The sequence below is a fragment of the Bartonella pachyuromydis genome (genome assembly GCF_039543065.1).
Lineage (GTDB): Bacteria > Pseudomonadota > Alphaproteobacteria > Rhizobiales > Rhizobiaceae > Bartonella > Bartonella pachyuromydis.
In genome coordinates this window covers 178,433-195,153 of record NZ_BAABJA010000001.1, presented here as the reverse complement: position 1 = coordinate 195,153, position 16,721 = coordinate 178,433, and the positions used below count along the sequence as shown (strand labels likewise).

The window sequence follows — 16,721 nt, the reverse complement described above, 5'->3', positions numbered from 1 at the left end:
TATCATCGACCGTAGTTTGCGGCCTTTTTTATAGAGCTGTTTGTTGGTTTTTTATGCGGAATGTAAAGTTTTTTTAGAGATTTTACTGCGATTGTGGGTTCCTGTGGTGCACTAATGAGTCGTACTTGTAAAGGAAGTATGAAGAGGGGGGGATCCGTAATAAAAGGTGAAGTAAAAATAACCTTTCCTTGATCGTCATAAGAATTTGCATGCATCTTTATGGCTTCAGGAGTGCACATTTGCTGTTTCATATCGTTGACTTGCGTTCTGTTTGTACCATAAGGTTTTAATGTTGCCAGTGTTAATTGGGGTGTTCCTTTATATAAAAAACCTGTTTCGAGTAGTTGTGCGGCATTTTCTTCTCTTTCACTTACATTGTTTGCTCCTAAAATGACAGCAATAATTGTGCGTTTATTGCGGGTGGCAGAGGCGACAAGATTAAAACCAGAGGCACAAATAAAGCCTGTTTTCATACCATCTATGCCATTAAAACGACCAATGAGATTGTTTGAATTGGATTGAACTTTTCGTTTGTTTCCAAAATCAATAGCAGGAATAGAGAAATAATGGGCATATTGAGGAAATTCACGACGAATGTGAATTGCTAAAAGAGCAATATCGCGTGCTGTGGAATAATTTTGTTGGTCTGGCAATCCACTTGCATTGGCAAAATGCGTACCAATCATTCCTAAACGTTGGGCCTCAGCATTCATTTTTTGTACAAAAGCTTCTTGTGAACCGGCAACCGCTTCACTCATAGCGATAGCAAGGTCATTGGTCGAAGTTGTCAAAGTAATGGTTAAGGCTGTATCAAGGGTGAGGACAGAACCGGCTTTATAGCCTGAACGGTGTGGTGGAGCTTTTGCGGCATATTGGCTAAGAGTAATCTGTTTGTTAGCCGAAATTTCCCCTGTACTCATGGCGCGGAAAATGACATAAGCGGTCATTAATTTTGTTAAGGAGGCTGGATACCAGCGCTCAAAAGCTTGATTGTGTGCTAAAATACGACCCGTTGTAACATCAACAGATATAAAGGGCGCAGACAAAGCAAAAGTGCTGGTCAAGCTCAAAATGAAAGACAAAAAAAGATTTGTAAAGAGTCGTTGCATTAAGTTTAAATCCAATATCTTCTTATCAATGATTGAGAACTGTTTTAATTGAGTCCAAAAAGCTTTTAAGTCTATGATAGAGAGGGCAGATGGTTCATACTGTATGCGTTTTTCTGCTGAGATAGAAATATTATCATTCTTTATTTTCCCCTTTGTATTCAACTTTATGGTTTGCAGCTTCCCAGCAATATCTTTTCAATAATGGACATTGCGCAATGCTTGACCTTGTGTTGATCATGTTCTTCATGGCAGAAGAGCATGCTATTGTACTGTTTATTTACGCATTTCCTTTAAAGAGATTTTTCATTTTATCCTCCACCCCATCTTTTAATACGGCTTGTAAATATATAATATATAGTCCACCATTTTTATGTTTATAGATGTACAGACTGTCGTTATATTCTATTTAGTAACTTCCAATATTGCAACGGTTCTTGTATTGAGACAGTTTATGGTAAATGTATTTAATTTTTATTTACAATCTTTTGTTCAGAAATTGCTTTCTCTTAAAATAAGCTGCAAGCAAATTTTTTGATGTTTCCTTATAGGAGAGTAAGATGGAAAATACACCTGTCTTTGGTACTTTGAACTTTATATAAAAAGTGATTATTGTTTTATAAATCAATATCTTGATTATAATCTTTGAGCTTTTGAAGCTTTTTAATAGCACAAGCTGGTAGTGGAGGAGGACTAGGGTCTTCAGCTGCTAATAAAAGCAGTTCATCACAGGCTTTTTCTGTTTTTTGAACGAGTTGGTTTAGAAAATCACGTTTGCTTAAACCAGCCTCTATGGAGGGAAGGATGCGAACGCGAATTGTTCCAGGATAACGGCGAAAATTGCCTCGTGGCCAATATAAACCAGCATTGTGGGCAATGGGAACAACTGGAAGTTCGAGTTCATTGTAGAGAGCAACAATTCCTGATTTGTAATCTGGTTCTTGGCCTGGCTGTCGGCGTGTCCCTTCGGGAAAGATGAGGATTTGGCGCCCTTGTTTTGCTTTTTCTTTGGCTTTTTGTAGGATGGTTTTTAGGGCTTTGATAGGTGTTGTTCGGTTAATGGGGATAATTTGTGTTTTTGCCATGTACCAGCCAAAAAGTGGAATCCATGTCAGTTCACGTTTTAGAATAAGAGCAGGGTCATCCAAGTGAGGGACAAGACCAAAAGTTTCCCATGCAGATTGATGTTTTGGAGCGATGATATAGGCTCCTTTGGGGAGATTTTCTAAACCTTCAATTTCATAGGTTGTACCAGCGATGTATTTTTGCAAAAAAAGAGTAACACGCGCCCATGTTTTTGGAACAATCCAAGCTTTTTTGCGTGGCATTAAAAAATAAACAGGCGCATAAAGAATCATTTGTACAAAAGTTGTTGTATAAAAAGCGAAGGTAAAAAGAAGAGAACGAAGGATGAGCACTATACTTTCCCATTTTATATTTATAAGAAGATTGGATATATAACGTAATTTATACGAGAAAACATCTTTCTTTCTATTTTTTCAAAAGGCTATTTTCGGAAACCTATTTTCCGATCTTTAATAACATAAGGAAAAAAGGTTGATGGAACGACAAGAAAATCAAAATAAGCTTTTTATTCCACGGATTTTATCTATTGCTGGGAGTGATCCTTCGGGTGGCGCTGGAATGCACGCGGATTTAAAAGTTTTTTCAGCCATGAAAACTTACGGTATGAGTGTGGTTACAGCTGTCGTTGCGCAAAATACGCAAGGCGTGCGTGCTTTTCAAGCCTTGGATGCTTCTTTTGTTGCTGATCAAATTGATGCAGTTTTTGAGGATATTCATGTTGATGCTGTTAAAATTGGTATGGTGGCGAATGCTCAGATTGCTGAGGTTATTGCAGAGCGCCTTGCTTATCATAAAGCGCGCTTCATTGTTTTTGATCCCGTTATGGTCGCAAAAAGTGGTGATGTTCTTTTACAGCCTGATACCATTGAAATCATGCGTGATATTCTTGTTCCCATGGCAACTTTGATCACGCCCAATTTACCGGAGGCAGCTCTATTGTTGGGATGTGGGGTGCAATGGTCGTTAGACGCTATGTACCAATATACTCCACAACTTTTGGCACTTGGTTGTAATGCTGTACTGTTGAAGGGGGGACATTTGAGTACCCTAGCCCAAAAAACTATGGACAATCATGATTGTTCTAGTCCAGATCTGTATTGTGATGGTGAGGAGCTTGTTATGCTTGAAGCTGTACGGCTTATGACTACTCATGATCACGGTACGGGTTGTACTATTTCTGCTGCAATTGCAGCTTTATTGCCAACACAACCTTTGCTCTGTGCAGTTAGACAAGCAAAAGACTATTTGCATGGGGCTTTATCTGCGGCAACGGCTTTGCAAGTAGGAAAAGGACGAGGCCCCTTGCACCATTTCTATGAATTATGGAAAGATGTATGAAATAATTGATGTGAACAAATTTTCTGCTCTGCTTTGTGTATGTTTCGTCGTTATATTATCCATAGTTCTATAAAAATGTATAAAAACAAGTGCTCTTTAATACGCGATTTTCACTCTATGGGAAGAGGTATAATTCTTTATAACTTAGTTTTTTAATAATTTTTTCCATTAAAGTGAGAATTTCGTCACATTGGATTTTGATACCTAAAATTGCTAAAAAGAACGAAAAACTACAAAAATCGAAATTTGAGCGTAAAAATGAGGGGAGGTTTTGAAAGGTCTTTGAAAATAATTGAAGATTCTTTAAAAAACTTTGAAAAAAGTAAATTGCTACAAAATCCGCTGATAAGTTAGACTCCTTTAATCAGTCATGATTTCTGATAAAATCAAAGCGCAATATTTGCACTTTGGGCGCAGAACAGCAATAGGATAATGTTTATCCAGTTTCTCAAACATTTCTTTTGTTTTTTAATAATGTCTCAGAAAATCGAAAAGCTATCACACAGTTTATGCTAAAAGAAGAGATATCTTTTTATTCATGCTGCTTCTCAAATAATGCGATTCCGGCAAAGGAACGGATTATTACCAATTGTGATTTTTAAGAGATGAAAAAAGATTCATGAAAGGGGTTTTAAATGACCTTTGAAAGGCCTTTGAAGCCCCTTTGAGAACTCCTTAAAAATCATGTGAAACAAAATAAATTGGTACAAAACCTAGTTCAAAATATACAAAACCTGCTGGCAAGCTACAACTCGTAAGAATTAATCTACCAATACAAAAATGGAGCGGGCGATGGGATTCGAACCCACGACCCCAACCTTGGCAAGGTTGTGCTCTACCCCTGAGCTACACCCGCTCACCGATTCGAAACATTTTCTGCTTCAGATGCTGCCTGTATGGCGTAGGCTTTAGCGAATTGCAACAAAAAAATAACATGTCGGTTTGATTTATTTTGTAAATATTTCAAAAATAAAAATAAAGATTGATTTTGGTAGTACTTTTCAATAAGTTAGCCCCTCTTTCACTGGAGTAAAAGAGGGGCGGAGTAAAATGTTGAAAAGAGTCAATATATTATGGGTTGTTATTGCAACTGTTTTTATCATGAATAGCTTTGTAAAAGCGGCTGATCACATTAAACATATTAAAGTTGCAATTAACACAAATTATGGCACATCCTGCTGCGGATGCTGTTCGCAAGGGCGTTGTGGATGCTTTGGCTGAAAATGGTTATAAGCAGGGTAAAAATTTTGAACTGACTTTTTTATCAGCACAGGGCAATATTTCTACAGCAACACAAATTGCACGTAAATTTGCTGGTGATAAACCCGATGTTATTGTAGCAATAACTACGCCTTCAGCACAAACAATGGTTGCGGCAACAAAAACAATTCCCATCGTTTTTGCTGCAATTTCTGATCCTATTGGAACCAAAATAGTCTCTTCACTTACTAAGCCTAGTGGCAATGTTACCGGATCTTCTGATCGTATAGATGTGGAGGGGAGCATTAAACTTTTGCAAGAAGTAAAGCCAGATTTTAAAAAAATTGGTTTTCTTTATAACGCATCTGAAGCCAATTCTGTTGCAACGTTAAAGGCATTAAAGGATGCAGCAAATAAAGTGGGAATTGAAATCATTCCCTCATCGGCACCTAAACCTTCTGATATTCAAGCAGCAACACGGGCTTTAGCTGGTAAAGTGGATATCATTTTTGTTCCTGCTGATAATACGGTTCTTTCTGTTTTAGAAGGTGCAGTACAAGTTACACAGGAAACAAATACGCCTCTCTTTACTGTTGATGCTAATTCTATTGGGCGTGGTCCTTTTATGACACAGGGAGTCAATTTCTATGATGTAGGAGTTGAGGCTGGAAAATTGGCTGTGCGTATTTTAAAGGGTGAAAAACCTAGGGATATTGATGTTGTACAAGCGGCTAATAATGATATTAGAATTGATATGAAAGCAGCACAAAAAGTTGGTATTGTTATTCCACAGACAGTGATAGAACGCGCAACGAAAATTCTTCAGTAATCTTGCATTGATGTCATATTAATACGATAAAAATACGTTAATTTTTAATGGGGTTAGTCTTTGGATGAGTGTGTTTGCCTTTTCTGGCGCTATGGAATTAGGCCTTATTTATGCTTTTGTTGCTATAGGGGTGTATCTTTCCTTTCGCGTCTTGGATTTTCCGGATTTAACTGTTGATGGTTCGTTTCTTCTTGGATCCTGTGTTTGTGGTGTATTGATACTTTTAGGTTTCAATGCGTGGGTTGCTATGGCATGCGCTTTTTTTGCAGGTATGGTGGCAGGTTTGGTAACAGCTTTGCTCAATTTGCGTTTTGGCATTTTAAACCTTTTGGCTTCTATTTTGACAATGTCAGCACTCTATACGGTTAATCTTCGTATTATGGGGATTATGGGAGGCTCTAATATTAATTTGGCGCTTTCTGACACGGCTTTAACACCTTTTTATAATCTATTTGGTTTACCTGATATCTTGGTGCGTCCTCTTTTCGTTGGTGCTGTATTGCTGCTGGTGGCATTCTTGATCTGGCGCTTTTTGGAAAGTGAAATAGGTCTTGCTATGCGTGCAATGGGAGCTAATCCACGGATGGCTACTGCGCAAGGCGTTCATACCTCAGCGTTGATTTATTTTGGTATGGGACTTTCCAATGCTTGTGTTGCGCTTGGAGGTTCTCTTTATATCCAAACTGCCATTGCTACTGATATTACTGGTGGAGCTGGTACAATCGTCTTTGGTTTAGCGGCGGTTATTATTGGGGCAACTTTCTTTCGTACACGCAATATTTTTTGGATTATTGTAAGCTGTATTATTGGATCTGTCCTTTATCGAGTTGCTGTGCAATTTGCTTTTGAGGCAAACGGTATTGGTATTGATACATCGACAGATCTCCAGTTGATCACTGCGCTACTCGTTGTTGCTGCTCTTGTTATACCGCACTATTGGGGGAGATGTAAATATGATTGAGTTTTCTCATGTCAGTGTTACTTTTAAACCGCAAACCCCATTAGAAAAACAGGCTTTAATTGATATTAATCTCAAAATTGATCGGGGTAGTTTTGTTACGGTTATTGGATCAAATGGGGCTGGTAAATCAACTTTGCTTAGTGTGTTAGCTGGCGCAATTCTGCCCACAACAGGAAAAGTGGTTATCAATGGACAAAATGTTTCTAGGCAATCAGTCAGTGAGAGAGCAGGGAAGATTGCTTGTGTTTTTCAAGATTCATTAATGGGAAGCTGCGGTTCTTTAACAATTGAAGAAAATTTGGCTCTTGCTGCTCTTCGCGGGAGTCGCCGTAGTTTGCGTTCAGCCTTAAATCATGAAAAACGGCAATTTTTTAGAAATGAAATTGCTCAATTAGGCATTGGTCTTGAGGCATATATTCATAATCCTATGGATAGTTTGTCAGGAGGACAACGCCAAGCAGTTTGTCTTGTGATGGCAACTTTAGCCTATGCGGATGTTTTATTGCTTGATGAACATACCTCAGCATTAGATCCTAGAATGGCTGATTTTGTAATGCAACTGACCGAAAAAATCGTTGAAGAGAAAAAATTAACAACTATTATGGTGACACATTCTATGCGTCAGGCGCTTGATCATGGAGATCGTACATTGATGTTGCATGATGGTAAAGTGATTTTGGATGTCTGTCAAGAAGAGCGCAAGGGATTGAATGTAAATGATTTAATTGGCATGTTTCAAAAAGTTCGCGGGGAAGCTCTTGATGATGATGAACTGTTAATGGATTAATATTTTGGCTCAGAAAAAAGCGCATGAAGTTGGTCATTTTTTAACACGTCTTTCACGTGCTTTTCCTATTGTTCTTATTTATGGACCGGATCGCGGTCTTGTTTGTGAAACTGCACAGCGCTTTGCTAAGCTTACACAGGTCGCAATAGATGATCCATTTTCAACGGTTCGTTTAGAGGCTGCTGAGATTGATAAAGATCCTGCTCGTTTGGGAAATGAAGCACGTACTTTATCGCTGTTTGGCGGTGATCGTTTAATATGGATTTCTAATGCTGCTAACCAAAAAGGTTTTCTCACAGCTTTGAAACTCCTCATTGAGGAACCACCGGAAAAAAGTTTTATTCTTATTGAAGCAGGGGATTTGAAAAAAGGAACGGGCTTGCGCAATATCATTGAAACGGCATCAAAGGCAATGGCTTTGCCCTGTTTTGCTGATGATGCTCGTTCTCTTGATGGTCTGATGGATGAGGTTTTAGGTTATTTTAAGAAGACCCTTTCTTTAGATGCACGCAAGTGGTTGCATGAAAGTTTGGGGGGCGATCGTCTTGTTTCTCGCAGTGAATTAGAAAAGCTTTGTCTTTATGCTTCAGAGAGACATATAACTCTTGAAGATGTGAAAGCTGTTGTAAGTAATGTAAGTGCTGTTTCTCTCGATGAAGTGGTTGATGCTCTTTTATTGGGAGATATCAGAAATTTTGAGATGCATTTTAGCCAACATGTAACGCAGCATGGAACAGTTTTTTTTATTTTAAGTACAGCACAAAGGCATTTTCAACAATTGCAGCTGTTGCGTTATCAAGTGGAGGTGGAAAGGAAATCTCCTTCTGTTGTGGTTGCTCAGGCACGACCACCAATTTTTTTTCAGCGGAAAAAAATCGTCGAGCAAGCTTTAAGATATTGGAAATTAGAACATATTTCTTATGCTATGGAAAAAATTCAAACAGCTGTTTTAGAGAGCCGTAAAAACCCACTTTTGAGTGAAGCTATCATTCGTCAAGCCTTGCTGGGGCTTACAATTGTTGCACGGCGCCAAATGGCTGCTTAAAATATTAAGTTGTATTTATGAAAGCTTAAAACTTTTTCTCGTAAGACTTATTTATTTTTGAATGATAGTGGTTTCTCTCATAGGAGATTTGATAGGATTTGTATTTATCAGAAGGATATCTGAAACGGGAAACAACCTTATTTAAGGAGAATATCAAGGCATAAAACTCCAAACTTATTACCATCTATTTCTATTTAATAATAGAAATTATACATTGTTGCAGGCTTTTGCTTTTTACTCTCTCTAATGGGAGCATATTCCTCACAAAGCATAGAATGCTGGGAGATAGAAGGCTGCAAGACAATTATCACAGTGGTTGTTTTTATAAAATTCTTTTAATGCTTTTAAGTCCATTTCACAGCGCTGTTTGTGAATGGTATAAAGGCTAACATCATCTTTATGCTTATGAAGAAGCAACCTCACAGCATCTTATTTGTCTGCTTTTAATGCTACGACAGTTTTTGGCATTTGAGAGTCTTTAGTAAGAGGCATTTTCCTTCTTTTTTCAATGATTTTTATTTACATTGCCAACGTTGCTTGTGATGGGAAAGTGAATGATTTTGATTGATTCACCATAAAATAGGCTTTGAGGTGAAAAAATCTTACAAAATTTAGGTGTCTTATTTAAGTTGTAAGACGAAAATACCACTATAAATCAATTTGTTGTACCTATTATTCATATAATCTATTTGATGAAAATAAGAGATCTATGAGAAGAAAGAGTGTTTGTTTTTATAGGTTTGATGAGAGGTGAATATTGATTTCATTTATGCGTTTGTCTCATAACAAGAATGTTCTGTTATTACTTGCAAAACTTCTTTGTTGGTAGAGTCAATTTTGCTCCGCATTTGTTTGATTTTACGGTATGGAGAAGAGAAAGAATGCTTTTAAAATGGCGATATTTTTTTACATGATTTATTGAGTATATTTTAATAGTTGAGGAATCTGTATTGATTGTTGCGGTTAAAAGAGGTGCTGAAGCTTGGTCCATTGTGCGAAGAAGTGAGATCTTCTTACATTTTTTGGCTATTTTCGGACAAATTGTGGTTTTATGACTGTTTTTACAGAGTTTTTTTAAGGTGAAAGATGCTTTCTATTCGGTTTGAAATAAAAAGATGCTGTTTTATATGGAGTGGTTGTTGTTTTGGCTCAAGAATTTAAAGGAGATTATTTGTGTCACATGATACATGTTTATAAGCAAGAATTGACAAATTTTAGGGCTTGATGGTACAGTTCTCCTTACTATTTTTAAGTATGTTTTCCAGGTAAAAAGTAATTTGTTGGTTGATTGCGCAGGGAATTATTAGGTAGCCGCGTGATCTTGTTATTTGTTTTTTGTCGGGTTGTGGTTTTAAAAATGTTTGGTAGATAACTTTTGAACAAACAGGCAGAAAAATTGTTGCTTTATGACTATTTTCACGAAGTCTTTAAAGGTGAAAGATGTTCCATATTCGGTTCGAAAAAATAGCTCTTATTGGTATTGGTCTGATCGGTTCTTCTTTAGCAAGGGTAATTAAAAAGAAGAATCTTGCAGCTCAGATTTCTATTGCGACACGTCGTCAAGAAACATTGAAAAGAGCGCGTGAATTGGAACTTGGGGATTTTTATACAACTGATAATGCAGAAGCGGTTGAAGACGCAGATCTTGTTATTGTTTCTGTTCCTGTTGGAGCAAGTGCTGAGGTGGCAAAAAATATTGCTGATCATTTAAAACTAGGGGCAATTGTGAGTGATGTTGGTTCTACAAAAGCGTTGGTTATTGCGGAAATGGCACCTTTATTGCCCAAAACGGTTCATTTTATTCCTGGCCATCCGATTGCCGGAACAGAATATTCAGGACCTGATGCTGGTTTTGCTGATTTGTTTATGAATCGCTGGTGTATTTTAACACCTTTTGCTGAAAGTGATGCTACGGCTGTTGCGAAATTGACAGCGTTTTGGGAAGCTTGTGGTGCACGCGTTGAAAAAATGGAGCCTAAACATCATGATCTTGTGTTGGCGATTGTTTCTCATTTGCCGCATTTGATTGCTTATAATACTGTTGGAACAGCAAGTGATTTAGAAAAGGTGACTAATTCAGAAGTGATTGCTTATTCTGCTTCAGGTTTTCGTGATTTTACTCGTTTGGCATCTTCTGATCCTGTTATGTGGCGTGATATTTGTTTACATAATAAGGATGCTATTTTAGAAATGTTGAGCCGTTTTAGTGAAGGACTTACTTCTTTAGAACAGGCAATTCGTTTGGGAGATGGTGAGACATTGTTTAACTTTTTTACACGCACGCGTGCTGTGCGCCGTAGTATTATTGATGCGGGGCAGGAAATTGATGCTCCCGATTTTGGGCGCCATGGTCTTTCTAAAGAAAGTGAATAAAAACAAGAGATTTTTTCATTTGAATGATATCATGTGAGATCTATAGCTATCATTTTCTTGATATCTGCAAGGCATAATTAGCGGTTATTATTTTGTTTGCAAATTCCCGATGTTGCGATGGCTTTTGCATGACAATGGGCGATGAGAAGTCTTTATACTTCTTTACTTGAATGGTTTATCCACATGTTAACTCTTTTTGTGACGCGTAAGGGAAAAGGCGGTAAATTGACTGATTTATGAGCAAGGTTGAAATGAGGAAATCCTATAGTACTAGGCGTTCTCATTCAACATGGAAAACATATGTTATCTTTATAAATCAATGTATTCGTGTAGGAAAGAGACGTTCAAGAACTGTTATGGCGGCAAGATGGTTATTTAGCGCATAGGAATGTACAAAGCAATTACGGAATATAGAACTTCTCCTTTAACGGATAGGAAAGTTTAGTATAATGCAGTATTTTGCTTTTTGTGCTTAATGATTATTTCTGGATTATATCGTGTGGTATATTTATGCTTAGATTGTTTTTCAGCGGTGGTTGGTGTGTTTTGAAATCACAAAAGATTATTGAGAGTGTATTCAAGTTTGCGGAATCAAAGGTTGCTTAATGTAGTTTTATAGAAATGCATCATCTGTTTTATTTGTAATATCAATGTTTTATCTATATTGATATTTAGCATTTTGGGCTTTTAATGTATAAAAATTTTTTGATTTGTTGTTTTCCCTTTTGGTACATAAGTGAGACTTGACCGTATTGATTATCGCCCTTTATATTAAGAGATATTTATTTTTAGATTTTTATGATTTTAATAAAACTTGTAGAGACCAAAAAAGAATATTACCAGAAAGTATTGAGATTTGTTAAGGAATATCTTTGGGTATGGCTATCGTATTCTTATTGATGCAGTAAGCCATTATTGGCGTGATAATGGAAGTGCTTTTGCTAGTCATGTCGCGCTGTCGGGGCTTTTAGCGTTTTTCCCTTTTTTTATTTTTGGAACATCTCTTGCCAGTTTTCTTGGCACTTTTACATATACGCCACAAAAAATTAAAGCGCTGGTGCAATTATTACCAGATGTTATTGCAGAGCCTTTATCTCAAGAAATTATTAGTGTTTCAACCATTCAAAGAGGTGATGTATTAACACTTTCTGTCATTGGGGCGGCTTATTTTGCTTCGAATGGAATAGAGGCGTTGCGTACAGCTTTAAATAAAGCTTATCGCGTCGTTGATCGGCGCAGTTTATTGTTTTGTCGTTTTCAAAGTTTGTTTTTTGTTATTCTTGGAGCATTTGGTCTTGTGGTGATTAGCTTTTTGTTGATTTTGGCACCTTTACTGATCAAAATTATGCAAAATCATTCTTTTTCTATCACTGAACATATTGGTATCATTCGTTTATGGCGTTATATAATTGCAGCAGTTGTTTTATTTCTAAGTCTTTTTATTGTTCATAAATGGCTTCCAGCAGAGCGGCGGAAATTTATAGATATTTTGCCAGGAATCGTGGTGACAATGTCGGTGTGGTTTATGGCTTCTATTGCTTTTGCACAATATTTAACAATGTTTGATTATATTTCTACCTATGCGGGGTTAGCCTCTATTATGGTTGCTATTATTTTTCTTTACATATTAAGTGCAATTTTTATTTTGGGAGGCGAAATAAATGCAGCAATCATGTTTTATCGCAAGAAGTTACAACATTCAAATGAATGAAAGAACCTTTTTTGTGTGAAAAAAGCCAAGAGATTAATGAACAAATCAAACCTACCATCACTTTGTTGATTGATGCAGATGCTTGTCCTGTAAAAGATCAAGTTTATCGTGTTATGAATCGTTATCAGTTCAAAACATTTGTGGTGGCAAATCGCTTTTTGGTTCTTCCAGATGAGGCGCTTATTGAAAGAGTGATTGTGCCTAGTGAACTCGATGGGGCAGATGATTGGATTGTTGACCATGTGCATGAGGCGAGTATCGTTATTACCAATGATATCCCTTTAGCAGCACGGATTGTGCGAGCTGGGGGTATTTGTCTTTCGCCAACAGGGCGTATTTTTGATGTCAATTCTATTGGTCAAGCTTTGGCAATGCGCAATTTGATGGAAGATTTGCGCGGACAGGGTAATATAACAGGTGGTCCCCGTCCTTTTGGACGCAAAGATCGTTCTGCTTTTTTGTCAGCGTTAGAGTTAGCGATACAACGTTTAAAAAGGCGCGGTTACTGAGTTATTGTGTTTCTCTTATGACAGCTTTTATAAGCGCTTTGGCATCGTCATTGGCCCATGGAGCGGCACCATTATAGGAAGCAATGAGATGACCATTTTTATCAATCAGAAGTGTGATGGGTAATCCTAAAGCAAGCCCTTGTTTTCGAAGGCTATTGAAAATATCTATCGTTTCATCGCGATAGTAGACTAAATTATCAGCGTCCACATTCTGTAAAAACTGTTGAATTTTTTGGGGAGAGGCTGTTTTATCGGTATTAATAGCTATCACATCGAAATTTTCTCCGCCCAATTCGCGTTTTAATGCTGCGAGTTCAGGCATTTCTGTGCGACAGGGGGAGCACCAAATCGCCCATAGATTGAGTAGTATTGGTTTGCCAGTAAATTGTGCGAGTGTGTGGGTTTCTCCCTGAAGATCCTTGAAAGAGAGTTGCTTCATATCTAAGGGCGTATCAGCAAATCGCATGTTGGTAAAAAAGCCTTTTGCAGCTTTTTGGAGCGCTATTATTTTTTCTTCTTGTATCTTTTTGCTCTCTTCTGCTGAAATAAAGTTGGCAAAAGAAGACGTTCTCTTGTTATAAACACCTTTTGTGGCGTATAAACTTCCAGCAGCTAATATGATGGTAACAAAAAAAGATGCTATGAAGAACCTCTTTTTTTTGTTGCTAACAGTTTGAGGAATCATGATTTTTATCCTTTTTAGAGGTGTTTTTAGACTATGACAGATGAAAAGCTAAAGAACCAAATGTGGGGTGGTCGGTTTATAGCAGGACCTGCTGCAATTATGGAAGAAATTAATGCCTCTATAGATTTTGATCAAAAACTTTATCGGCAAGATATTGAAGGTTCACTTGCACATGCTGCTATGTTAGCGCAAACAAAGATTATTTCGCAATCAGATTATGAAAAAATTGTCCATGGTTTAGAACTTATTCGTCAAGAAATTGAGGGCGGTACATTTATTTTTTCACGAAAGCTGGAAGATATTCATATGAATATTGAAGCACGGCTCTGCGAATTGATCGGTCCTATTTCGGGGCGTTTGCATACGGCGCGTTCACGCAATGATCAAGTGGCTGTCGATTTTCGTTTGTGGGTGCGTGAGACGACAGAGAAAATAGCGCAAGCTTTAAAGGGATTAATAGAGCAGTTGCTTGTTCGAGCAGAACAACATGTCGATACCGTTATGCCCGGATTTACACATTTACAATCGGCACAGCCTGTTACATTTGGTCATTATATGATGGCTTATGTGGAAATGTTTGGTCGAGATTTATCACGGATGCGTGACGCCATTGAACGCATGAATGAATCGCCTTTAGGTGCTGTGGCTTTGGCTGGTACAAGCTTTCCTATTGATCGTTTTATGACAGCAAAAGCACTAGGCTTTCGAGAACCAACACGCAATTCGATTGATAGTGTTTCGGACCGCGATTTTGCCTTAGAATTTTTAAGTGCTGGTGCTTTTTGTGCAACCCATCTTTCACGTTTAGCGGAAGAAATTATTCTGTGGTCAAGTGAGCAATTTCATTTTATTCGTTTATCGGATGCCTTTTCTACCGGATCATCTATTATGCCGCAAAAAAGAAATCCTGATGCGGCGGAACTTGTGCGCGCCAAAAGTGGACGACTAAATGGTGCATTGATAGGCTTGTTAACGGTGATGAAAGGATTACCCCTTGCCTATTCAAAAGATATGCAAGAAGATAAAGAATATGTGTTTGATGGGGCTTTGAATCTCGAATTATCACTGGCAGCAATGACAGGAATTATAGGGGATTTACAAGTCAATAAAGAAGCAATGAAACAAGCAGCGAATTTGGGTTATGCAACAGCAACAGATTTTGCTGATTGGTTGGTACGTGAATTAGGGTACCCTTTTCGTGATGCACATCATATTACGGGTCGTGCTGTAGCGTTAGCGGAGAAAAAACAATGTGACCTCAATGCTTTGTCATTGAGTGAACTTCAAACAATCTGTGCAGAAATTAATGCAACAGTTTTTGATGTTTTAACAGTTGAAAAATCAGTGAAAAGTCGTAAAAGCTTCGGTGGTACGGCACCTTCAGAAGTACTTTATCAAATTAATTATTGGAAAAAATATCTTGTTACAGCATGAAAGATTGAATTTACAATCCAACAAAATAACCAACCTAACAAAATAAAAAGGAATATCGATAGGAGAGCAAAGGGCATATGAAAATCATTTTAAGGAATTTAACAATTGTCCTTTTGGGGGGTATTGTTGTTGTTGGATGTGGGCGTAAGGGATCATTGGAGATGCCGCCTCTCAATGTGGAGAAGCCTGAGCAAGGAGTATCTGTTGCTAAAGGTGAAGAAGATAAACCTTTTATTCTTGATCCTTTGATAAAGTAGGAGGAAATTGTGCAGTTTTTCCCCTATCATCAAGCAATGCTCCATGCTGAAGGTCTTCCGCTTTCTACTCTTGCGCGGGATGTGGGAACACCGTTCTATTGTTATTCGGCTAACGCATTGCTTACACGCTTTCAGGATTATCAAAAGGCATTTCAAGAGATACCCAGTCTGATCGCTTATGCGGTTAAAGCCAACTCTAATCAAGCCATTTTACGGCTGTTAGCAGCAAATGGTGCGGGCGCTGATGTGGTTTCAGAAGGAGAATTACGGCGTGCGCTTGCTGTTGGTATTCCTGCTCATCATATTGTTTATTCTGGTGTTGGGAAAACAGTCAGAGAGATAGATTTTGCTCTTGCCCAAGATATTTATTGTTTTAATGTTGAATCAGAGCCAGAACTCGAACAATTGTCGCAACGCGCTATAGCGCTTGCAAAGACAGCACGTGTTTCTCTGCGTATTAATCCAGATGTTGATGCAAAGACTCATAAGAAAATTACCACAGGAAAGTCTGAGAATAAATTCGGTATTCCATTGTTGTTTGCAAGAGATGCTTATAAAAAAGCTGCCTCTCTTCCTGGATTGCAGATTTGCGGTGTCGATATGCATATTGGTAGCCAGATCTGTGATTTAAAACCTTTTGAGGAAGCGTTTCTTATTATTACAGATTTTGTGCGCCAATTATGGAGTGATGGCTATACGATAACACATATCGATATTGGCGGCGGGCTTGGTATATCATACGGTAATGAACAGCATGCAATACCCTCTCCTTTTGATTATGCAACATTGGTGAAGAAATATATTGCACCTTTAGGAATCAAGATTATCGTGGAACCGGGGCGTAGCATTGTTGGTGAAGCGGGTGTGTTGGTGACATCTGTTATTTATTTGAAAAAAGGCGAAGGGCGGAATTTTGTTATTGTTGATGCGGCAATGAATGATTTTATGCGTCCAACGCTTTATGATGCTTGGCAAAATGTCCTACCTGTGAAACAAACAGCTGAAGATGCATTACTCATTCGGGCAGATATTGTTGGTTCGGTTTGTGAAACTGGAGATTATTTAGCATTAAATCGTCATGTACCAATTTTGGCATCAGGTGATCTTTTGGCGATTACCGGAGCAGGTGCTTATGGTGCTGTGATGGCGAGCACCTATAATAGTCGGCTTTTGATACCGGAAATTCTTGTCCAAGATACACGTTATGCTGTAATTCGTCCACGGCTTGATTATGCACAATTGATAGGATGTGATCATATTCCAGATTGGATTGAACGTTGTTAAATGTTCTTGGTCTTATTTTTACTCAATTTTGATGAAATAATTCATTCTTTAGAGTTGTTTTTTATGGGATTTATTGTCAATTCCATAAAATATTTTCCTTCAATTCCGTGAGAGAA

At 37.9% G+C, this 16,721-nt stretch carries 13 protein-coding genes, 1 tRNA gene and 1 pseudogene; 11 read left to right on the top strand and 4 right to left on the bottom strand.

Annotated elements, in window-relative coordinates; all coding sequences use genetic code 11:
- Window positions 1-2 precede the first annotated feature (2 nt).
- Both ABD917_RS00880 and ABD917_RS00875 read right to left on the bottom strand, forming a co-directional pair.
- Window positions 3-1,109: a D-alanyl-D-alanine carboxypeptidase family protein gene (locus ABD917_RS00880; RefSeq protein ID WP_345118202.1), complete on the bottom strand. Its 1,107-nt coding sequence runs from the start codon at window positions 1,107-1,109 to the stop codon at window positions 3-5.
- A gap of 614 nt (window positions 1,110-1,723) precedes the next feature.
- On the bottom strand, window positions 1,724-2,524 hold the full coding sequence (locus ABD917_RS00875) for a lysophospholipid acyltransferase family protein (RefSeq protein WP_345118201.1): 801 nt from the start codon (window positions 2,522-2,524) through the stop codon (window positions 1,724-1,726).
- A 142-nt stretch (window positions 2,525-2,666) separates the two neighbouring features.
- Between ABD917_RS00875 and thiD the strand changes: the two genes are divergently transcribed.
- A complete protein-coding gene (gene thiD / locus ABD917_RS00870) occupies window positions 2,667-3,530 on the top strand; it encodes a bifunctional hydroxymethylpyrimidine kinase/phosphomethylpyrimidine kinase (protein ID WP_345118200.1) in 864 nt (287 codons plus the stop codon).
- A 781-nt stretch (window positions 3,531-4,311) separates the two neighbouring features.
- Here thiD and ABD917_RS00865 read toward each other — a convergent pair.
- Window positions 4,312-4,386, bottom strand: a tRNA-Gly gene (locus ABD917_RS00865).
- A gap of 194 nt (window positions 4,387-4,580) precedes the next feature.
- Between ABD917_RS00865 and ABD917_RS00860 the strand changes: the two are divergent.
- The 7 genes and pseudogenes from ABD917_RS00860 (at window position 4,581) to ABD917_RS00830 (ending at window position 12,945) form a co-directional block, all read left to right on the top strand.
- Window positions 4,581-5,559 (top strand): annotated as a pseudogene (locus ABD917_RS00860) (ABC transporter substrate-binding protein).
- Between the two features lie 64 nt (window positions 5,560-5,623).
- The gene (locus ABD917_RS00855; protein WP_345118199.1) at window positions 5,624-6,520 is read left to right on the top strand and encodes an ABC transporter permease; all 897 of its coding nucleotides are present in this window, start codon (window positions 5,624-5,626) and stop codon (window positions 6,518-6,520) included.
- Window positions 6,513-7,307: an ABC transporter ATP-binding protein gene (locus ABD917_RS00850; protein WP_345118198.1), complete on the top strand. Its 795-nt coding sequence runs from the start codon at window positions 6,513-6,515 to the stop codon at window positions 7,305-7,307. The genes ABD917_RS00855 and ABD917_RS00850 overlap by 8 nt, the downstream gene beginning before the upstream one ends.
- Window positions 7,308-7,311: 4 nt before the next feature.
- Window positions 7,312-8,352 carry a DNA polymerase III subunit delta gene (gene holA / locus ABD917_RS00845; RefSeq protein WP_345118197.1) on the top strand — a complete coding sequence of 347 codons (1,041 nt, stop codon included), beginning with the start codon at window positions 7,312-7,314 and terminating at the stop codon, window positions 8,350-8,352.
- A gap of 1,440 nt (window positions 8,353-9,792) precedes the next feature.
- Window positions 9,793-10,725: a prephenate/arogenate dehydrogenase family protein gene (locus tag ABD917_RS00840; RefSeq protein WP_345118196.1), complete on the top strand. Its 933-nt coding sequence runs from the start codon at window positions 9,793-9,795 to the stop codon at window positions 10,723-10,725.
- A gap of 856 nt (window positions 10,726-11,581) precedes the next feature.
- A complete protein-coding gene (locus ABD917_RS00835; protein ID WP_345118195.1) occupies window positions 11,582-12,436 on the top strand; it encodes a YihY/virulence factor BrkB family protein in 855 nt (284 codons plus the stop codon).
- Window positions 12,433-12,945 carry a YaiI/YqxD family protein gene (locus tag ABD917_RS00830; RefSeq protein ID WP_345118194.1) on the top strand — a complete coding sequence of 171 codons (513 nt, stop codon included), beginning with the start codon at window positions 12,433-12,435 and terminating at the stop codon, window positions 12,943-12,945. Before ABD917_RS00835 ends, ABD917_RS00830 begins: the two co-directional genes overlap by 4 nt.
- 1 nt (window position 12,946) lies before the next feature.
- Here the strand turns inward: ABD917_RS00830 and ABD917_RS00825 are convergent, their stop codons facing one another.
- Window positions 12,947-13,630, bottom strand: a complete 684-nt coding sequence (locus ABD917_RS00825) for a TlpA disulfide reductase family protein (RefSeq protein ID WP_345118193.1) — start codon at window positions 13,628-13,630, stop codon at window positions 12,947-12,949.
- A 33-nt stretch (window positions 13,631-13,663) separates the two neighbouring features.
- On the opposite strand from ABD917_RS00825, the gene argH reads away from it, so the two are divergent.
- The 3 genes from argH (at window position 13,664) to lysA (ending at window position 16,605) form a co-directional block, all read left to right on the top strand.
- Entirely contained in the window at window positions 13,664-15,064 is a 1,401-nt protein-coding gene (gene argH / locus ABD917_RS00820) for an argininosuccinate lyase (protein WP_345118192.1), read from the top strand.
- A 77-nt stretch (window positions 15,065-15,141) separates the two neighbouring features.
- Window positions 15,142-15,321 (top strand): LPS translocon maturation chaperone LptM, encoded by a 180-nt coding sequence (gene lptM, locus ABD917_RS00815; RefSeq protein WP_345118191.1) that lies wholly within the window; start codon window positions 15,142-15,144, stop codon window positions 15,319-15,321.
- 9 nt (window positions 15,322-15,330) lie between these two features.
- Window positions 15,331-16,605: a diaminopimelate decarboxylase gene (lysA, locus tag ABD917_RS00810; protein ID WP_345118190.1), complete on the top strand. Its 1,275-nt coding sequence runs from the start codon at window positions 15,331-15,333 to the stop codon at window positions 16,603-16,605.
- The last annotated feature ends 116 nt before the right edge of the window (window positions 16,606-16,721 follow it).

Bases quoted from the DNA above. Each gene is read 5' to 3' on its own strand.
- ABD917_RS00880 (WP_345118202.1), bottom strand. From the start codon at position 1,109: ATGCAACGACTCTTTACAAATCTTTTTTTGTCTTTCATTTTGAGCTTG.
- thiD (WP_345118200.1), top strand. From the start codon at position 2,667: ATGGAACGACAAGAAAATCAAAATAAGCTTTTTATTCCACGGATTTTA.
- ABD917_RS00855 (WP_345118199.1), top strand. From the start codon at position 5,624: ATGAGTGTGTTTGCCTTTTCTGGCGCTATGGAATTAGGCCTTATTTAT.
- ABD917_RS00850 (WP_345118198.1), top strand. From the start codon at position 6,513: ATGATTGAGTTTTCTCATGTCAGTGTTACTTTTAAACCGCAAACCCCA.
- ABD917_RS00840 (WP_345118196.1), top strand. From the start codon at position 9,793: ATGTTCCATATTCGGTTCGAAAAAATAGCTCTTATTGGTATTGGTCTG.
- ABD917_RS00830 (WP_345118194.1), top strand. From the start codon at position 12,433: ATGAAAGAACCTTTTTTGTGTGAAAAAAGCCAAGAGATTAATGAACAA.
- ABD917_RS00825 (WP_345118193.1), bottom strand. From the start codon at position 13,630: ATGATTCCTCAAACTGTTAGCAACAAAAAAAAGAGGTTCTTCATAGCA.
- argH (WP_345118192.1), top strand. From the start codon at position 13,664: ATGACAGATGAAAAGCTAAAGAACCAAATGTGGGGTGGTCGGTTTATA.
- lptM (WP_345118191.1), top strand. From the start codon at position 15,142: ATGAAAATCATTTTAAGGAATTTAACAATTGTCCTTTTGGGGGGTATT.